Origin of the sequence: Thalassobacillus hwangdonensis, assembly GCF_042675915.1 — a bacterium.
Classification (GTDB): domain Bacteria; phylum Bacillota; class Bacilli; order Bacillales; family Halobacillaceae; genus Thalassobacillus_A; species Thalassobacillus_A hwangdonensis.
This window is the reverse complement of record NZ_JBHTKL010000005.1, coordinates 1,169,114-1,187,162: the sequence shown is the minus strand read 5'-3', so window position 1 is coordinate 1,187,162 and position 18,049 is coordinate 1,169,114. Positions and strand designations below refer to the sequence as shown.

Below are 18,049 nucleotides of genomic sequence, written 5' to 3'. Positions count from 1 at the left end.
GACTTGCATGTATTAGGCACGCCGCCAGCGTTCGTCCTGAGCCAGGATCAAACTCTCCATAAAAGTTGAGTTGATTAGCTCATTAAAATGCACTCGAAAGTGCTTGTTGTCGTTCCCTCATAATAATGAAGAAACATAATTGACGTACTGGTTGGTTCGTTCAGTTTTCAAAGATCAATATTTCGCCTACTGCCTTAGCGACAGTAAATAAATTCTAGCACATTTCAGTGAATATTGTCAATATTTCAAAAGAGAAAATATAACTAGAATTTTTTGCCTCGATTGGCACTTTTTTGTTGCTGCTTAAAGAAGCAACGTTGACTATATTACATGGGTTGAAATAGAAAGTCAACACCCTTTTTCATAATCTGATAAATCACTATTCTTATAGATTATCTACGTGCCCCATTGTTTCTTAATTGTATGGATATGATTCTTCCGCATCCATGGCAGAGCCAAACCAACAATTAATGCTGTATATGGAAAACCTGAACTACCGACGATCCACTCGAATAACGAAATCGGTAAATATACACCATAGAAAAATATCATCAAGAAAATGTAAAAGCGTCTCCACCTTTTCTCTTTTCCAGTCATCTTTCATTCCACTCCCAAGCCTCATATTTAAACATGCAGGAAAATTGATTCAAGAAATTCATGTCGAAACTATTCTATATCAAACGGATCTCTATTGTAAATTTGCTTCTAAATTTCTGCATAAACTAGATACGATCTATACGTATAAAAAAGATCACCCAATAATGGATGATCTTTTAATCGTTTAAGAAACAGATGTCTTGTAATAAATCGGTTTATTCTGTTTCTTTCTAATCAATTTAGCTGCCATTCTGGCCCCTCGTTCGTCATCTGTGATGACCAGGATTTCTTTTGGACAGTCGAATCGTTCCTTCAATGCTCGTGACAAATAGCTTAAAGGAATGTTTTCCGCTCCTGGATAAGGGGCACGGTGTGCAGATATATAATCACGAATATCGATGACACAGAAACGATCTTCTTTTTCTACTGTATCATTCAGCTTCTTCAAGTATTTCTTCTTCAAAAGGTATCGATTAATCCCGATAAACAGAATGCTCGCTACGACAACAGCAAACATTTCCATTATTCATAACCCCATTTCTTGTTATTCAGTCTCTCCATCCCAGGCAAGCATGCCGCCGTCCATGTTATAGAGATTTTTGAATCCTTGTTCTTCCATATAGCTGGCCGCTTTCATGCTCCGGCCGCCTGAACGACAGATCATTACGTAAGTTTGATCTTTGTCCAGGTCGTTTACTGCTTCGGGGATATTTCCTAGTGGTATATGCTTTGCATTAGGCACCATCCCTTGGGCTACTTCTTCGTCTTCACGCACATCAATAAATGTTACATCTTTATTTTCCTGCATCATTTTTTCAACTTCAGTTGGTTGGATATCTTTAATGTTACTCATGAAAAATTCCTCCTTTTTTCACTTTCCACTGATTTATTGTATTAGAAATCTTCTCAAAGTCAAGAGATAGGGTTCGGGGTATCGATTATCGTTGCTAGTATATGTTTTTCCTATTTTATCATCCGTAAACATGAAAGGGAGTGCCTTCTATAATCGGCACTCCCACAGTAGTTAATTCGCTACAATATTGACAAGCTTTCCAGGGACTGCAATGACTTTCCTTACAGTTTTTCCTTCGAGCCATTCTTGTACTGTGTCATTTTCTAGCGCCTGCTTTTCCAAATCTTCTTTAGTAGCATCCTTGGAAACATTCATCTTCGCACGTACTTTCCCCATCACCTGAATGACGATTTCCACTTCATCTTCTACAAGTTTAGCTTCGTCATAGACTGGCCATGCTTCGTAGCTGATCGTGCCTTCGTATCCAAGCTTTTCCCAAAGCTCTTCAGCAAGGTGAGGTGCTACCGGTGCAAGAAGTTTCACGAATCCTTCCATATAGGTTTTCGGAAGCTTATCGACTTTGTATCCTTCATTGATGAACACCATCATTTGCGAGATCCCTGTATTGAAACGAAGACCCTCAAAGTTTTCGGTCACTTTTTTGACAGTTTCATGATAAGTCTTTTCAAGTGTGGAATCTTGCTCATCCACTACTTTTTCAGAAAGCTCGCCATTTTCATTGACCATCAGACGGTAGACGCGGTCAAGGAAGCGTCTCGCTCCGTCAAGTCCGTTTGTTGACCATGCAACTGATGCCTCCAGAGGTCCCATGAACATTTCATAAAGACGTAGGGTATCCGCTCCATGGCTATCGACGATATCATCCGGGTTGACGACATTTCCTTTTGATTTACTCATTTTTTCGTTGTTTTCACCAAGAATCATTCCTTGGTTGAACAATTTCTGGAATGGTTCCTTCGTCGGAACGACTCCCACATCGAATAGTACTTTATGCCAGAATCGAGCATACAGCAGATGAAGGACAGCGTGTTCCGCTCCTCCGATATACGTGTCTACCGGCAGCCATTTCTTCATTTTGTCATAATCAGCAAGCTTCTCGTCGTTATTCGGATCGATATAACGAAGGTAATACCAGCAGCTTCCTGCCCATTGAGGCATGGTATTCGTTTCACGACGTCCCTTCATTCCTGTTTCAGGGTCGACGACACTCACCCACTCTTCAATGTTTGCCAGTGGAGACTCCCCTGTACCGGATGGCTTGATTTCCGTCGTTTTCGGGAGTGCAAGTGGCAGCTCTTCTTCAGGCACTGGTGACATCGAGCCATCTTCCCAATGGATCATCGGGATTGGTTCACCCCAGTAGCGCTGACGGCTGAACAGCCAGTCACGCAGGCGATAAGTTGTTTTCTTTTCCCCTTTACCGTTCTCTTCCAGCCATTCGATCGCTTTTTCAATCGCTTCTTCTTTTCCAAGACCATCAAGGAAATCGGAGTTCACATGCTTCCCATCACCTGTGTAAGCTTCTTCTTCAACATTTCCGCCTTCCACTACTTCTACAATTGGAAGGTCGAAAGTTTTGGCGAACTCATAATCGCGTTCATCGTGTGCCGGTACGGCCATGATTGCGCCGCTTCCATAGCTCATCAATACATAATCAGCAACCCAGATCGGCATTTTGCTGCCATTGATCGGATTGATTGCGTAAGCACCTGTGAATACTCCCGTCTTTTCTTTTGCAAGGTCCGTTCGTTCCAAGTCGCTTTTCGCTTTCACTTTATCGATGTAGTTATCGACATCTGCTTTCTGATCGGCTGTGACGATCTTGTTCACCAGTGGGTGTTCAGGCGCAAGGACTGCATAGGTTGCACCGAACAGCGTATCAGGACGAGTCGTAAAGACATCGAATGTATCTTCATGTCCGTCAATACCGAAAACAACCTCGGCTCCTTCGGACTTCCCGATCCAGTTCCGCTGCATATCCTTGATGCTTTCCGGCCAATCAAGTTCTTCCAGGTCGTCAAGCAAACGGTCTGCATATGCAGTGATTTTCAGCATCCACTGCTTCATCGGACGGCGTTCTACCGGGTGATCTCCCCGCTCACTTTTCCCATCGATGACTTCCTCATTCGCCAGCACCGTCCCAAGTGCTGGACACCAGTTGACGGCTACTTCGTCGATATAAGCCAAACCTTTTTCATACAGCTTCAGGAAAATCCATTGTGTCCACTTGTAGTAGTCCGGGTCAGTCGTGTTCACTTCGCGATCCCAATCATAGGAGAAACCTAGCGCCTGGATCTGCCTGCGGAAGTTATCAATATTCTGCTTTGTGAATTCAGCAGGGTCGTTACCTGTATCGAGTGCATATTGCTCGGCGGGAAGACCAAAGGCATCCCAACCCATCGGGTGCAATACTTCATACCCCTGCATCCGCTTCATTCTCGAAAGGATATCCGTTGCAGTAAATCCTTCCGGGTGTCCGACATGCAGTCCTGCTCCTGAAGGATAAGGAAACATATCCAGTGCATAGAACTTCTTTTTCTCAGAATTTGCGTCTGTTTTGAATGTTTTATTCTCCAGCCAGTAATCCTGCCATTTCTTTTCAACTCGCCTATGTTTAAAAGCCATGAAACTTCCTCCTTTATGTCTTAAAACAATATAAAAAGCCCCTCATCCCATGAAATATGGGACGAGAAGCTTGATTCCCGCGGTACCACCCAAACTTGACGCAATCCTGCGTCCGCTTTAGCATCGATATCGGTGATGTGCCGGCGACAGCTACTTGTTTCACAGTCGCAACATCCAAGGCGAGTTCATCCATTTTCAAGATCAGCTTCCACCAGCCGCTGATTCTCTGAGGCTTGAATAAAGGATTACTACTCCTCTTCATACGTCTTGTATAGATTATATCCGTATATTAATGAAACGTGAGGGCTTTGTCAAGCGCTTGATAGCCCTTTCTCACGTTGCAATATCCCTTTTAGTAAAAGTAAAAAAGCTGACTGCTAAGAATATCACTAAATATACAGCCAGAACAGCAACTGAAAATGGTACCGTCAATCCTTCCACAATCAGACGTGGCTGCAGATACTGCGTCATATCCGTATGTGTGAACAGATAATACTTGATCCAATCATAGTCTGACAGCAAGTACACAACCTGTTGACCTGTGAACATAAGGAAGATCGATAACCCGATTGCCAACGCATTGCTGCGTGCAACAGTACCGATCATGAAGGCAAAGGTAGTCATCATCAGTAAATTCACAAATGCGAGTCCGTACGTGAATAGTGAAGCTGTCCAAATCGACCGCTCGACAACTTCCCCATTATCAACAACAAGGTACGCACCTTCAGATGAAGGGAAAATGAATATTCCCGAGATGACCGTGGCAACGTAAGCGATGCCTGCAAAGATCACAGCAGCAATCAGTGTCGTCAAATATTTGGATAGGAGCACTTTATACCTTCTTACTGGCCGGATCATCAACATCTTTATCGTGCCCCAGGTGAACTCACTTGCCACGATCCCCGCACCAATGATAACCGTAAATAAAGTTACAAATGCAAGGACACTTTTTGAGTCCAGCAAATATTGTTCAAAACTATTCAGCTCTAATGGGGGAATGTCCGCATTTAGACGATAGTCCGCAATCGCCAGTTCTTCTTCATAATAATTCCGTTCCCGCTCACTTATTCCATCACTTTCAAGCAGTTGCTGATAGTTTCCTGCTTGCTGCTTCAATTGAGTTTCCCATGGAATCTGCTGACCGGTCCCTGTTCCCTTTGAAAGAATAGCAACTAAAACGATGCCGATAATCAATACTCCCATCATGACCCATGAACTTCTTTTTTTCGCTAATTTCATCGATTCATTCCGTATCAGATTAAATAATCTAGACAATTTGGTCACCTCCAGTCATTTCAAGGAATTGATCTTCCAGCGTTTTCCTGACAGGTACAATTTCATAGACGTCGATATCGTTTTCAACAAGCATACGATTCAACTTTGCAACCTCATCCTTTTCCATCTCTACTGCCAGGTGTTGATCGACGATCTCGAAGGCGTATGCTTTTTCATTTAGTATTTTTGCAGCTTCATCCAAAGATGAAACAGCAATACGATATGCGTGTGCACTCTCACTTTCCTGCTCATGAACGTGCCGGATACTGATCAGCTTCCCTTGCTGGATGATGGCAATTCTGTCACACATAAGTTCGATTTCGGATAAGAGGTGGCTAGATACCAATACTGCAACACCGTCTTCTGCTGCAATCTTTCTAAGGTAAAACCGGAACTCCCTAATACCGGCTGGATCCAGGCCGTTTGTAGGTTCATCAAGTATCAGAAACTTCGGCTTGTGAAGCATCGCCTGTGCAAGCCCTAACCGCTGTCGCATTCCTAATGAATAGGATTGGACTTTTTCATTGATTCTCTTTTCCAACCCGACTTGGCGTACCACTTCATTGATCCTGTCTTTTGAAATATTCCCATGCATCCTCGCAAAGTGAACGAGGTTGTCAAACCCCGAAAGGTATTTATACATTTCAGGATTCTCGACGATTGCACCAATATGACTGACACTTTCCTCAAAGTTACTGTCAAGTCGTTTGCCATTGATGATCACTTCTCCTGATGTAGGTTTCATCAACCCAACCATCATCCGTATCGTTGTCGTTTTCCCCGCACCATTCGGACCGAGGAACCCGGTTACTTCCCCTGGATATAAATCAAGAGATAAATCATCGATGATTTTCTTTTTTCTGATTTGCTTCGTTAATTGCTTCAACTGCACAACAGGTTTCTTACGATTCATCTCTACAACTCCTCCCGGTATAGACGTTTCATCCAGTCGGATACATCCAGCCCATAGGATTGCCTGATTTCATCCACTTCGCTGCGGGCAATGACTTTTCCGCTTCGAATGACGATGACTTCATCAAGTAACGGTTCAATATCCTTGATTTCATGTGTCGTAATGATCAAGGTCTGCGTTTCAAGATCGATAAATCGAGCAAGTCCACGAACTATTGAATCCCTGACCATTGGATCCAGTCCCGAGAAGGGTTCATCCAGCATGAGGAAAGAAGCTTTCCTTGCGAAGGTTACGGCAATTTTCACCCTGCCGCGATTCCCCTTGGATAGGTGTTTGATTTTTTTATCCAGATCAATCTTCATGAAGTCCAGGATTTCTTTTGCTTTGTCCGTGTCAAAATCGCCGAATTGACTTTTATAGAATTCCAGCAGTTCCCTAACGTTAAAGTAAGGATAAAAACGATCACTGTCTGACATATAAGCGATTTTCTGGTATGTTCCTTTAGTTGGCCGCTCCCCATTGACCATCACTTCCCCGTCTGTTGGGTGCAACAACCCTGACGCCAATTTCAATAAAGTCGACTTGCCGCTTCCATTCTCTCCAATCACACCGATAATTCTCCCTTGTTGGAAATCCACCGTTAAATCATCGATTGCTCTTGCAGTTATGAATTTCTTCGTCACATGTTTAAGCTCAATCATTGCCTTCACCCTCTTCCCCTTTGAATCGTTGTAACCCTTCTACTGTCTCATCCAAGGAAATGCCTAGATCATTCATATCTCTCACAAAACTACGGATATATGCATCCTTCAATGTTTCCCTCAAAGCAGCGATACGTGCAGGATCATTCGTAACAAATGTTCCCTGCCCCCTTTTAGTTTCCACGAGATCCTGCCCTTCCATTTCCCTGTACACACGCTGCATCGTATTTGCATTGACACCGACTTCAATCGCGAACTCCCTTACGGAGGGTAATTTATCTCCAGGTTTCCGATCGCCACGGACAATTTCACTCGCTATTCGATCAACGACTTGCTGGTAGATTGGTTTATCCGATTGAAATTCCATCACCATTCCTACACCTCAACTTTCCGATCAAGCAGGAAGAGTCCGAGAGCAAACATCGCGATTAAAATGACACTCCAAAACAACGGCACCCCAAGCATGAAGACGAATCCATCCTCCATGCCTATCTCAACTGCAGCTCCAGAGAAAATGAAACTCATATCAGAAGCAGGAATACTCAGTTCGCCCCAAGTGGTGATACGCTGAAATAGTTCGGTTGCAGCAATCCTTTCCTCCAGATACATCATCAGGATGAAGATACCGATAGAAATTGCGATGCTGACACCACCTATATACACCCTCAATATTCCATTCACTACCCATAAGAAGAAAACGATAATGGCCAACGTCAGCCCCTGACCTAAAGCCAACAGTAGAAAGTACATTCCATACAGCAACAGCTGATCAAAATCCAAACCTGCATAGGGCTGCACAGTCAAAATAGTTATCAGGCTGAAGCAGACTCCCAGAAGTCCGACAACTAAACCGGATTGTAAAAACTTCACTCCAATCAGCTTCATTCCGGAAACCGGTGTGTGAAGGAATTGAGCTAGTTGATCCGTTTCTTTGTTCAAGCTGGTCATCAACAATGCCGGAAACATAAACACCAGCAGGGCAATGACGATGCCAGACACTAAATAAATTTCATCAAAGCCTAAGAAAGCCGGTCCGAACAAGACAGCTGCCACACATAATGACAAGGTTACCAAGTAAGTGACCTGCATCATTTTCCATTCTTTGAACCAAAGTCCACTCCACGTACTCATCAATTAACCACCTTTTGTATTAGCGTTCTAGTTAGATAGTACACTAATACGAAATCGTTAGCAATATTGTTTTTAAAAATAATAAAAGTCCGAACCATTTATACGAATGGTTCGGACTTTTGATGGTAGTAAAAAATATATCAATAGTACTTCCAAGCATCCTGATACATCCGCACGAGAACTGGACGATTCAACCGATTGATCGGAAATTCAAAACATTTTCCCTTTTCCTCGATTTTTTCATCGGTATCATTACCGAATGCGAACAAGGTTGGGGCAATTTCCTCATTCAAAAATTTCATAGGAACGGAAAACTCCATACCTTTTAATGAAATCGGTTCACGTGATGCAAGTGTGAATCCCCAGTTTCCAAAGCTCGGGACATCCAAGTGGTAGCTTTTTGAGGAAAGCCCTGTAGATTCAACTGTATTGTGAATGGTCCAGAAAACTTTCGTTGCAAAAACCGGACTGGTGGATTGGATACTCACCTTTCCTCCAGGAGAAAGATGGTTACGCACTAAGGAATAAAACTCCTTTGTATAGAGTTTATTGAGTGCTTCGTTGTTCGGATCAGGCAAATCACTGAGAATGACATCATACATCTCTGTCGTATTGGACAAGTATTGGAAGGCATCCTCATGAACAATCTTCACCCGATCATCCTTAAGAGAACCTTGATTGAGCCGAAGCAGTTCGTGATTGGCATTCGCAAGCTCCGTCATGGCCGGATCCAAATCAACCAGCGTAATGTGCTCCGCCTCCTTATACTTGAGTACTTCCCTCACAGCGAGACCGTCGCCTCCCCCAAGGATGAGCACATTCTTCTTTTGGTTAGCCAGTGCCATGGGGATATGGACTAATGCTTCATGATAGCGATGCTCATCACTTTCCGAAAACTGCAGCTGTCCATTTAGATACAGCCGTACATCATTTGGTTCCTTCGTTAAAATGATCCGCTGGTATTTCGTGTCTTCCGAATAGACAATTGGATCGGAATACACTTTCTGTTCGAATGCGTACGCGTAATTTTCTCCAAATAAAAACCCTGTAATCAATAATATTAAAATTCCTGCACCAGCAAAGTTGTGGAGGATGGGCTTGGCCATCTCCTTATTGAACTTCAGGGTAATGAACAATGCGATAATCGCATTGATTGCCGCGATCAGAAAAGCGGTCTTGATCAGACCGAGCATAGGACGAAGTAAAAGTGCGAAACCGATTGAGCCGATCAGACTTCCTGCGTAATCGAAGAACAGGACTCTCGCCGTACTTTTACTGATATCGTCCCTGATTTCCTGTACTCTACGAATCAGAATCGGCATTTCCAACCCCGTCAGATAACCCGTAAGCGATATGACCAAGTAAAGGTAGATCTGTGCTACCTCTTGTCCAAAGAAGGATGTGAAGAAAAATAAGCCGAAGATGGAAAAGCCTCCGATGACAGCAATAAGATATTCTGCCTGGACAAATCTGGTGATCAGCTGTTTTTTCAATTTCTCGCTGACAGCTGCCCCTATTCCCATTGCCATGAGGAAAAGTCCTATGGTAATACAATAATAGAGGACACTATCTCCGAAAAGATAGCTTCCGGCTGCCCCGTAGAGGACCTGAAAAACGATTCCGCAGACAGAGACGATTCCTGATGATAGATAAAGATATCTTTGGTCGTTCACAAGTAGTCCTCCTTCATGTATTACGTAATGCTTCCCGCTACTGCGAACCCGATGAAAATACTGACAGAAGCCGCGACGATTGCAACAGCTACATTATTCTTACGTATTTCATCTTCCGCTTTGAAAGGGGTAACCCATTCAAACAGGAAGTATCCTGCAACCATAAGAATGAATCCGATAAAAATCCAAATGGATGCCCCCCACACACTCAAGTTGTGGGCAATGGAAGATTCAGTGATGATGCCTAATCCGATGAGCTTACCGGCAAATTGAACACCTACCGCAGTATTTCCTTTCAATAATTCCTCTTTATCATTGTATGGGGTGAACTTTTCAAAAATCGCCATACATACCCCGGCTATCACCAACATGATGATCCAATAGAGTAATGTCATCAACAATTCATACATATCGAGAATTTCACTAAAATCAAATTCAAACACTAATCCTCACTCCTCTACTTTATTTTCCTGCACCAGGTCCACCGCCACGTACACCACTTGATGAATCCGATGACATACGTACTGATGGATTACCGGAGTTCTTTACGTACCCACTCTTACCGATATAACCTGTGTAAATGTAACTGCCTCCGCTTCGATTGTCTAAATCCATATCGAATTCATCTTCTGCTTCGTTTGCGATTCCATATGTAGTAAAGAAAGCAGAATCATAATTATTACGGACGAATTTTTCTCCTGAAATCTCTACGAGGGAGTCATCCGGATTCTCGATATCCTTATAGACCTGCACAAGGTAATCATCATAGATCATCAGGTTTTTACCATCCTTTGATGCTTTGTGTAAAGGTTCACTATCCTCCTGGATGATTGTTGCCGCCTTTTCGACTGAACGACCATAGGCGCGGTAAACTTTGGATGTATTTCCCTGGTCATCATAAACAATATCCTCCATTGGGAAATTATTATCGACAGCTGCATCAATCGTGGAGCAGCCTGTCAAAACAACGCCAATGAAAAGGACGACCCCAGCTAATTTAAGATTCATAGATTTGCACCTCCTTTAAGAGTCTCAGTCATTCATTTCCCGCAGCATCAATGCTCCGAGCGCCCAGTGCGTTTCCTGGATATCAGCGCGCCAGGTCGGAGGGTAGTTGCCAGCTACTTCAAATTTATCTGTGTACGTTTCTCCATCATCTGTCTTAATGTACCTTTCCAGTTCAAATTTGAATTCCACCCAGACATCATAAGGGAAAACGTACCATTCTACCCCGTTAGCCTCGTTCATTCCAATCGGCCTCACTTGCTCCTCATTAAGGAAAGCAGCAAACTGCTTATTGGTCACTTCATATTGGATTTCATCAATCTCGTCAGGATCAACCTCTTTGTTCATATAAACTTCTCTGAGATTCGTCTCCATGACAGCTTCACTCGTGAAGTATTCATCGAGTCTGCCCCATTCGTGTGAATCGATTTTATTCAGGGCGGCCATCGTATGCCTGACAAATTCCTTTTCCTCCGGTTCGTAATTCTCATCCGTAATATAAGTATCCATCATCAACGAGAGGTTATCAGGATGATCCGGGTCTGCACCAACAACATCGACATCACCAGGCATCATCATCCCTATGAGGAAAAGAAGTGCAATAATTCCGATGATAACGGACCCTATGATTTTCAATATTTTTTTCATTCCATTCACCTCCTTATGAATGCCTCCAGTTCGATCAAGGTATTTTTTCCCAATAAATCTTTATCATTATACTAATACCCCTCTTGATAAACAACGAATAACCTTAAAAATAGTCGGATTTTGCCATATCTCTGTTAAAAATTAAAAACCCCACCTTTATTAAGTGGGGTCGTTCTTCTTATAGGTCTCTGGAATGCTCCAAGTCCACACCATCAAGAATCATATCGTTCATACATTGAGATACTTGAAGATGCAGCCTGTGTAATTCATCTTTCTGCTGATGGTTAGCACTGTGCATCAACTTGTCGATCTGCTGCTCAATTTGGGATAACCCTTGCTGTGCTTCTACGTAACTCGCTGTGATCGGGTATCCGTTCTGATCAGCTAATGACATTTCGTATTTTGCCTGGTCGATGCTTGCTTTTGCCTGATGGATCATTTCATCAATGGAAGCTCTAGTTGCCATAGGATCACCTCATGTTTATTTTTCGTTGAGCCGAAGAATAATATTCATCGATTGCTGGGTCATGCTACAATTACGATGATTCTTATATGAAAAAGGAGATGCCATCATGGGTTTTATGAAAATTTTGGAGTATTCCCATCAGTTATTGGCTGAGGTGATCAAACGAGGAGATGTCGTCGTGGATGGCACCTGCGGAAACGGCCATGATACACTTTTTTTAAGTGAACTGGTCGGTCCCAGCGGTGTTGTGTATGGATTTGACATACAGGAGGAAGCAATTGAAAACACAAAGGAAAAGCTGAATAACGCCTCCTTTTCTAATGTGCAGCTGTTTCATGACAGTCATGCAAAGGCAGATACTCTTATAACGGAAGATCACGCCCTGCGCATGAAAGGAGCGATTTTCAACCTTGGATATTTGCCTGGAAGCGATAAGTCCATCGTCACCACTCCTGATTCCACACTCACTGCATTACAGTCACTACTTTACATGCTGCAATCAGGCGGGAGGATTGTACTAGTCGTCTATCACGGGCACGAAGGTGGCACCGAGGAGAAAGACGCGCTGCTTGAAATGGTTGAGAATCTGGATCAGAAGCATTATGACGTATTGCAGTATGGATTCATCAATCAAAGGAATGCGCCACCATTCATCATCGCGATTGAGAAAAAATGAAAAATGCCCGGGTCATGCATGAGAGCGCCCGGGCTTCAATTTGTTATACATTTTCGTGTTGTAGTAGAAGAATTTCGCTTTCCTTCCACTTACCTTCAATAGTTTCCTAACGAACTGCTTTCCGAATTCCAATTGATCCACTTTTTCATCCGCAAGATACATGCCGACCAGCCCTTCATGAATCATTTGATGGAAGGCGGAGTCCGGCAAATTACTCACCCTCCGGTTCGTTTCCTGGACGAAGTGGACGAAACGAGTTTCCATTTGATCGCTGTCATCATAATACGAACAGAAATTCAAGTCGCCTTCGATTTGATCCTCCTGCTGGTCGATATAATAATCGAGCAAAATATGAAGCCCCTGCATGAATGGAAAATAACTTTGTCCCACTTGTTCTGCCAACTCTTTCGACATCGTTCCACCTAGAGAATAGGAAACGAGACAGAAAATCCCCAATGTCGAACCAGTGCATGCAGAAAACTCATACCAACCCATATCCGGACATAGGTGTTTGTTTTCTGCAAACCAATTTTTCAAACGGGGAATCCGTTCTTCCTCCACCACATGCTTATGTACTTGGAGGTCGTTGTACAAGAAGCCCAGCTCTTTCACATGTGTTTGTGCGAATGCATAATCCGGGTATTTCTCCAATACACGCTGGCAAGTTGAAACGAGATCACGTAAATATCCCCCGTCCCCATCATTGTCCCGATAGTGATAATAATCTTTCAGTGCATTCCCGGGAGATAAAGCATCCGTCATCGACTCGTGCAGCATGCGAAAATCAACGGGATCAAGCGAAACACTTCTGTCGCATAAATTATCAAGATAATCACTGATTGTCTGATACGCGACGATGAATCGCACTGCATCTTGCCATTGGTCCTGAGCAAGCAACGCATAGATGGAGCCACCTTCACAGTGGAAGGTTTTGGAATCGATACTGGCAAGCGCCTGCTTCCTTAATTCCTTATCAGGTATGGCTTCTGCCCTTTCCCTCCAACCATTCAGTTCCTTTTTCACTTTTGGAAAAATGTTGACATACACTTGTCCCATCATGGTCCAGGCATTCGATGGTTTTTTAACACGCAACGATTTTCCCTCCTTACTTGTTCGTATGATGCTTCAAAAAGTCGAGCGTATGCTCGAGTACTTCCTGACGTTCTGGTTCATTGAAAATCTCATGGTATAAGCTTTCCCATTTTTTATAACTTTTTTCATTCACCCTCAATTGTTCGTACCATTTTTCCGTACTGCTTACTTTGACCATCTTATCGTCTCCCGCCTGCATGACTAATGTCGGAACATCCGGGAATCGCGAAATGTTTTCGAAACTAGCTTCAATTGCACGTTCAAACTCGGTGTACCACCTGATCGATATCCGCTTCAGCATCTTCGGGTCATTTTCATCTCGATCAATGATCGCTTTGTTCCTTGTGACTGCATCCATCTTTAATGGAGCTTTCACTCTGATTTCAGGTGAAAAACGATCGCCTATCGCTACGAAAGGGCGCAGTGCGATCGAAGGTTTCCCAAATATACCGAGTGCCGGGGAAGATAAAATAACACCTGTTACATCAGGTTGCAGTTCTTCCATTACTCTTACAGTAATCAACCCGCCCATACTGTGTCCCAGCAGAAATACCGGAAGTTCGTATGCGAACGCTTCGTCCAGCCATCCACCTACACTTTCAATATACTCATCAAATTTCTGGATATGGCCTCTTTTACCGGAACAATCTCCATGTGCTGGCAAATCTCCATAGATTACATGGTACCCATGCTCTTGAAAAAAACGTGCTGTTTCATCATACCTGCCCGCATGCTCAAATGCCCCGTGTACAATGACGATGACACCGACTCCTGGCGATTCCGCCTCCATTTTTTTCATCTGTTTCTCCCCTTTACCAGCCATCAGATTTGCTATACTGTTCATAATGATAGTATAAGGGGGAGACTAATGATTTGCGAATATTATGATAAATATCCAAAGATCGATTCATCTGCTTTCATTGCAGAAGACGCAGTGGTGACTGGGGATGTGACCATCGGTAAAAACTCGAGTGTCTGGTTCAAGACTGTGATCAGAGGGGACGTCGCACCAACAGAAATCGGTGATGATGTGAACATTCAGGACTTGAGCCTGCTACACCAAAGCCCAGGGAAAACACTGGTGATTGAAGATGGGGTTACCGTCGGTCATCAAGTGACCCTGCACTCTTCCGTCATTCGGAAAAATGCACTGATCGGCATGGCTTCCATCATCCTTGATGGAGCAGAAATCGGTGAAGACGCTTTTGTCGGTGCAGGCAGCCTTGTCCCACCGGGAAAGAAAATTCCACCACGGACGCTCGCCTTCGGTCGTCCTGCCAAAGTCGTCAGGGAATTGACGGACGATGACTATAAAGAAATGGATCGGATCCGAAAAGAGTATGTCGAAAAAGGACAGTATTATAAAAAGTTATTATCGTCCGATAAATGATGTAGAAGGTATTTTAGGAGGTCTCACATGCTTATAGGCTTATGGGCATTCGCAACTATTTTTGCAGTGGCGCTCTTCCTCTATCGATTTCAGAAGAGGAACCACTACAAAAAGCTTTCTACACGGTACAGCATCTTATTCGGTGTCTGCAGTTTAGTGTTGGCGGTATTGTTATTGAACCAGCACAGCACAACTGTATTGGCCGCATTATCTCCAAAAGAAACAGATCAACAACTCGAAGGCATAAAAGAAATGAAAGAAGCGCCGAAGGATCACCCTTTGATCAATCAGTATAAGTTGAAGAAATCCATCAAACTTGAAGCTCCATTGATCAATCAATACCCTGAGCTTCCACGTGGATGTGAAGTGACGAGTCTCGCAATGCTGCTTAATTATCACGATATCCAAACGGATAAAATGAAGCTTGCGGCTGAAGTGACAAAAAACCCGGCTCCTTATCAAAAGTCAGAAGGAAAAATTACGTATGGTCATCCAAACGAAGGCTTTGTTGGTGATATGTACACTTTGGACAAGCCGGGCCTTGGTGTGTACCATAAACCGATTTTCCAACTTGCGAGCCAGTATGCAGGAGAAAGAGTAGTTGATTTCACCGGCCAGGATTTCAACTATATCCTCAACTACCTGAACGATGGGTTGCCTGTCTGGATCATCACCAACACGACCTATAGGAAATTGCCGGAGAAATATTTTCAAACATGGGAAACACCTCAGGGATCGATCCAGATCACCTATAAGGAACACTCGGTATTAGTTACCGGATATGACGAAAAGTTTATTTACTTCAATGATCCGATTTTAGGTAAAAATAAAAAAGCGCCCATCGATGACTTCAAAGAAGCCTGGGCGCAGATGGGAAAGCAAGCAATCACGATCAAGAATACGTGAGCTTGCTTTCTGTTTTATCTTCATTGATCAATTCTTCAATTGAGTAGCGACGCTCAACAAAAATCTGGTGCCATAGCATGAACATAAGCACAGTCCATATCTTCCTGCTGTAATCACCCTTACCTTGGCAATGCGCCTCCAGAAGGTTCAGCACGTAGTCTTTATGGATCAGATGACCTGTTTCACTTTCATGGATGAGCGTTTTCGCCCAACTGTTCAGTTCATTCTTCAGCCAGTGACGGATTGGTACTGGGAAGCCGAGTTTCTTACGATCAAGCACGTGATCAGGTACGATGCCTCTCGATGCCTGACGGAGGATGCTTTTCGTTGTTCCGTCAGCAATTTTCATATCGACAGGGATTTCACGCGCCACCTGGAATACCTCTTTATCAAGGAAAGGTACACGAAGTTCAAGAGCGTTTGCCATCGTCATTTTGTCTGCTTTCAACAGGATATCTCCACGCAGCCAAGTGTGGATGTCGACATACTGCATTTGATTGACGAGATCGTAATGCTCCGCACGTTTATACAATGGTTTCGTAACCTGCTGATAGGATAATTCACGATAATCCTTGATCAGCTTGCGTTTTTCAGCTTCTTCGAACATTTTCGCGTTTCCGATGTACCGTTCTTCAAGCGGTGTCGTACCACGTTCAAGAAAGCTCTTCCCTTTCACTCCTTCAGGCAGAACTTCTGCCACTTTCGCCAGCAGCTGCTTTGCTGGTTCAGGAATGGACTGGAACATCTTCAACGATTCCGGTTCACGATAAATGTTGTAACCGCCGAACAATTCGTCCGATCCTTCTCCTGATAAAACAACTGTAACGTGTTTACGCGCTTCACGCGCAACAAAATAAAGCGGCACACATGCTGGATCTGCCAATGGATCATCCATATGATACATGATTTTAGGCAGCTTCTGAACGTATTCTTCAGGCGTAATCATATAGGAATGGTTCTCGACATTCAACTTTGCGGCAGTTTCTTTAGCCACATCCACTTCTGAAAAGCCTTCCCGCTCAAAACCTACGGAGAATGTCTTGATATTCGGATTGAATTCCCTAGCCATCGCTACAATGATGGAGGAATCGATGCCACCGGAAAGAAATGAACCTACAGGTACATCACTACGCATATGCTTGCTTACCGAATCGTACATGACATCCTGGATTTTCGTAATCCAGTCATTCTTTTCCATCAGTTTCGGCTGGAACGTAGCATGCCAGTATCGTTCGAAACGAACCGCTTCTCCAGGCTTTTTGACGAAGTAATGCCCCGGCTCCACTTTGTTGATGTTTTTTGTCATTGTATAAGGTTCAGGTACGTATTGGAAGCTGAGGTAATGGTGCAGCGCATCCGTGTCTACCTCTTCGCTCTCTTCATCTGTCATTGTAAGACTCTTCTTTTCAGACGCAAAGTATGTACCTGCTTCTGCCTCAGAATAGAACAAAGGCTTGATTCCGAATTGGTCTCTCGCGCCATACAGTGTTTCTTCTTGTTTATCCCAGATCAGAATCGCAAACATTCCGCGCAATTCCTTGAATGCATGTTCGCGCTTCTTATGGAATAGTGCCGCGATGACTTCCGTATCAGATTCAGTCGCAAAGGTAGCTCCTGAATCGATCAGTTGCTCACGCAGCTCTACATAGTTGTATATTTCTCCATTGAAAATCATCCAGTAACGTTCATCATCATAGCTTAATGGCTGATGACCACTCTCGATATCAATGATACTTAAGCGGCGGAATCCGAAAGAAATGTAATCGTTATGGAAAAATCCCTCATCGTCAGGTCCGCGATGGGTAATCAAATCATTCTGTTGTTTGAATAAGCTTTTTTCCTCTTCACTTGGAAGACCTGGCTTGTTACGTATCAAACCGATAAAACCACACATAGTTAAAGGCCCCTCTTTCTTCAGTGAATCATTTTAACTTTAGCAGTATATCACAAAAACGCACATAAAAATATAGGAAGAACATCCGTAACTATCCAGTTTCAGCTTTCCCATAAAACGCATGTCCAAAACGAAAATCTCAAGAATAAATCCAGTTGGATTTGGTTATCAGAGTATGGAGGTTCAGATAATTACTCACTTTCCCCGGCACTTCCTCGTACTTTGTCCAGCAATAACCTCAGG

At 43.5% G+C, this 18,049-nt stretch carries 19 protein-coding genes, 1 rRNA gene, 1 pseudogene and 1 other annotated feature; of the genes and pseudogenes, 3 read left to right on the top strand and 18 right to left on the bottom strand.

From position 1 onward, the window contains the following. The 15 genes and pseudogenes from ACFQ2J_RS15430 to ACFQ2J_RS15355 all read right to left on the bottom strand — a co-directional run. Positions 1–63: ribosomal RNA gene (locus ACFQ2J_RS15430) — 16S ribosomal RNA — on the bottom strand; the annotation flags it as partial. A gap of 333 nt (positions 64–396) precedes the next feature. Beyond that, complete coding sequence (locus tag ACFQ2J_RS15425) at positions 397–597, bottom strand: hypothetical protein (protein ID WP_386062445.1); 201 nt, start codon at positions 595–597, stop codon at positions 397–399. A gap of 184 nt (positions 598–781) precedes the next feature. Then, a complete protein-coding gene (locus ACFQ2J_RS15420) occupies positions 782–1,120 on the bottom strand; it encodes a rhodanese-like domain-containing protein (protein WP_386062440.1) in 339 nt (112 codons plus the stop codon). A 21-nt stretch (positions 1,121–1,141) separates the two neighbouring features. Further along, entirely contained in the window at positions 1,142–1,450 is a 309-nt protein-coding gene (locus tag ACFQ2J_RS15415; protein ID WP_386062437.1) for a rhodanese-like domain-containing protein, read from the bottom strand. A gap of 171 nt (positions 1,451–1,621) precedes the next feature. Beyond that, a complete protein-coding gene (gene leuS / locus ACFQ2J_RS15410; RefSeq protein WP_386062434.1) occupies positions 1,622–4,036 on the bottom strand; it encodes a leucine--tRNA ligase in 2,415 nt (804 codons plus the stop codon). A 54-nt stretch (positions 4,037–4,090) separates the two neighbouring features. After that, positions 4,091–4,307 (bottom strand) — a binding site (T-box leader). 62 nt (positions 4,308–4,369) lie between these two features. Then, entirely contained in the window at positions 4,370–5,311 is a 942-nt protein-coding gene (locus ACFQ2J_RS15405; RefSeq protein WP_386062431.1) for an ABC transporter permease, read from the bottom strand. Beyond that, complete coding sequence (locus ACFQ2J_RS15400; RefSeq protein ID WP_386062428.1) at positions 5,304–6,224, bottom strand: ABC transporter ATP-binding protein; 921 nt, start codon at positions 6,222–6,224, stop codon at positions 5,304–5,306. The genes ACFQ2J_RS15405 and ACFQ2J_RS15400 overlap by 8 nt, the downstream gene beginning before the upstream one ends. Before the next feature lie 2 nt (positions 6,225–6,226). After that, positions 6,227–6,880 (bottom strand): annotated as a pseudogene (locus tag ACFQ2J_RS18800) (ATP-binding cassette domain-containing protein); the annotation flags it as partial. 37 nt (positions 6,881–6,917) lie between these two features. Next, positions 6,918–7,292 (bottom strand): GntR family transcriptional regulator, encoded by a 375-nt coding sequence (locus ACFQ2J_RS15385; protein WP_386062535.1) that lies wholly within the window; start codon positions 7,290–7,292, stop codon positions 6,918–6,920. 8 nt (positions 7,293–7,300) lie between these two features. Further along, a complete protein-coding gene (locus tag ACFQ2J_RS15380; protein ID WP_386062425.1) occupies positions 7,301–8,056 on the bottom strand; it encodes a hypothetical protein in 756 nt (251 codons plus the stop codon). Between the two features lie 140 nt (positions 8,057–8,196). Then, positions 8,197–9,729: a polyamine aminopropyltransferase gene (locus ACFQ2J_RS15375; RefSeq protein ID WP_386062423.1), complete on the bottom strand. Its 1,533-nt coding sequence runs from the start codon at positions 9,727–9,729 to the stop codon at positions 8,197–8,199. A 20-nt stretch (positions 9,730–9,749) separates the two neighbouring features. Next, the gene (locus tag ACFQ2J_RS15370; protein WP_386062421.1) at positions 9,750–10,172 is read right to left on the bottom strand and encodes a DUF350 domain-containing protein; all 423 of its coding nucleotides are present in this window, start codon (positions 10,170–10,172) and stop codon (positions 9,750–9,752) included. A gap of 19 nt (positions 10,173–10,191) precedes the next feature. Continuing rightward, on the bottom strand, positions 10,192–10,737 hold the full coding sequence (locus ACFQ2J_RS15365; RefSeq protein WP_386062418.1) for a DUF4247 domain-containing protein: 546 nt from the start codon (positions 10,735–10,737) through the stop codon (positions 10,192–10,194). A gap of 24 nt (positions 10,738–10,761) precedes the next feature. Then, entirely contained in the window at positions 10,762–11,382 is a 621-nt protein-coding gene (locus ACFQ2J_RS15360) for a hypothetical protein (RefSeq protein ID WP_386062416.1), read from the bottom strand. A gap of 178 nt (positions 11,383–11,560) precedes the next feature. Continuing rightward, on the bottom strand, positions 11,561–11,848 hold the full coding sequence (locus ACFQ2J_RS15355; RefSeq protein WP_386062413.1) for a DUF2524 family protein: 288 nt from the start codon (positions 11,846–11,848) through the stop codon (positions 11,561–11,563). A gap of 106 nt (positions 11,849–11,954) precedes the next feature. Between ACFQ2J_RS15355 and ACFQ2J_RS15350 the strand changes: the two genes are divergently transcribed. Further along, entirely contained in the window at positions 11,955–12,524 is a 570-nt protein-coding gene (locus ACFQ2J_RS15350) for a class I SAM-dependent methyltransferase (RefSeq protein ID WP_386062410.1), read from the top strand. 12 nt (positions 12,525–12,536) lie between these two features. Here ACFQ2J_RS15350 and ACFQ2J_RS15345 read toward each other — a convergent pair whose 3' ends face one another. Together ACFQ2J_RS15345 and ACFQ2J_RS15340 are read right to left on the bottom strand one after the other, a co-directional pair. Next, on the bottom strand, positions 12,537–13,583 hold the full coding sequence (locus tag ACFQ2J_RS15345; protein WP_386062532.1) for a tetraprenyl-beta-curcumene synthase family protein: 1,047 nt from the start codon (positions 13,581–13,583) through the stop codon (positions 12,537–12,539). A gap of 46 nt (positions 13,584–13,629) precedes the next feature. Further along, positions 13,630–14,415 (bottom strand): alpha/beta hydrolase, encoded by a 786-nt coding sequence (locus tag ACFQ2J_RS15340; protein ID WP_386062406.1) that lies wholly within the window; start codon positions 14,413–14,415, stop codon positions 13,630–13,632. 69 nt (positions 14,416–14,484) lie between these two features. Between ACFQ2J_RS15340 and ACFQ2J_RS15335 the strand changes: the two genes are divergently transcribed. Together ACFQ2J_RS15335 and ACFQ2J_RS15330 are read left to right on the top strand one after the other, a co-directional pair. After that, positions 14,485–15,006, top strand: a complete 522-nt coding sequence (locus ACFQ2J_RS15335) for a gamma carbonic anhydrase (RefSeq protein WP_386062403.1) — start codon at positions 14,485–14,487, stop codon at positions 15,004–15,006. 27 nt (positions 15,007–15,033) lie between these two features. Beyond that, complete coding sequence (locus tag ACFQ2J_RS15330) at positions 15,034–15,912, top strand: C39 family peptidase (protein WP_386062400.1); 879 nt, start codon at positions 15,034–15,036, stop codon at positions 15,910–15,912. Here the strand turns inward: ACFQ2J_RS15330 and asnB are convergent. Continuing rightward, positions 15,899–17,806: an asparagine synthase (glutamine-hydrolyzing) gene (gene asnB, locus ACFQ2J_RS15325; protein WP_386062397.1), complete on the bottom strand. Its 1,908-nt coding sequence runs from the start codon at positions 17,804–17,806 to the stop codon at positions 15,899–15,901. The genes ACFQ2J_RS15330 and asnB overlap by 14 nt on opposite strands. Between the last annotated feature and the right edge of the window lie 243 nt (positions 17,807–18,049).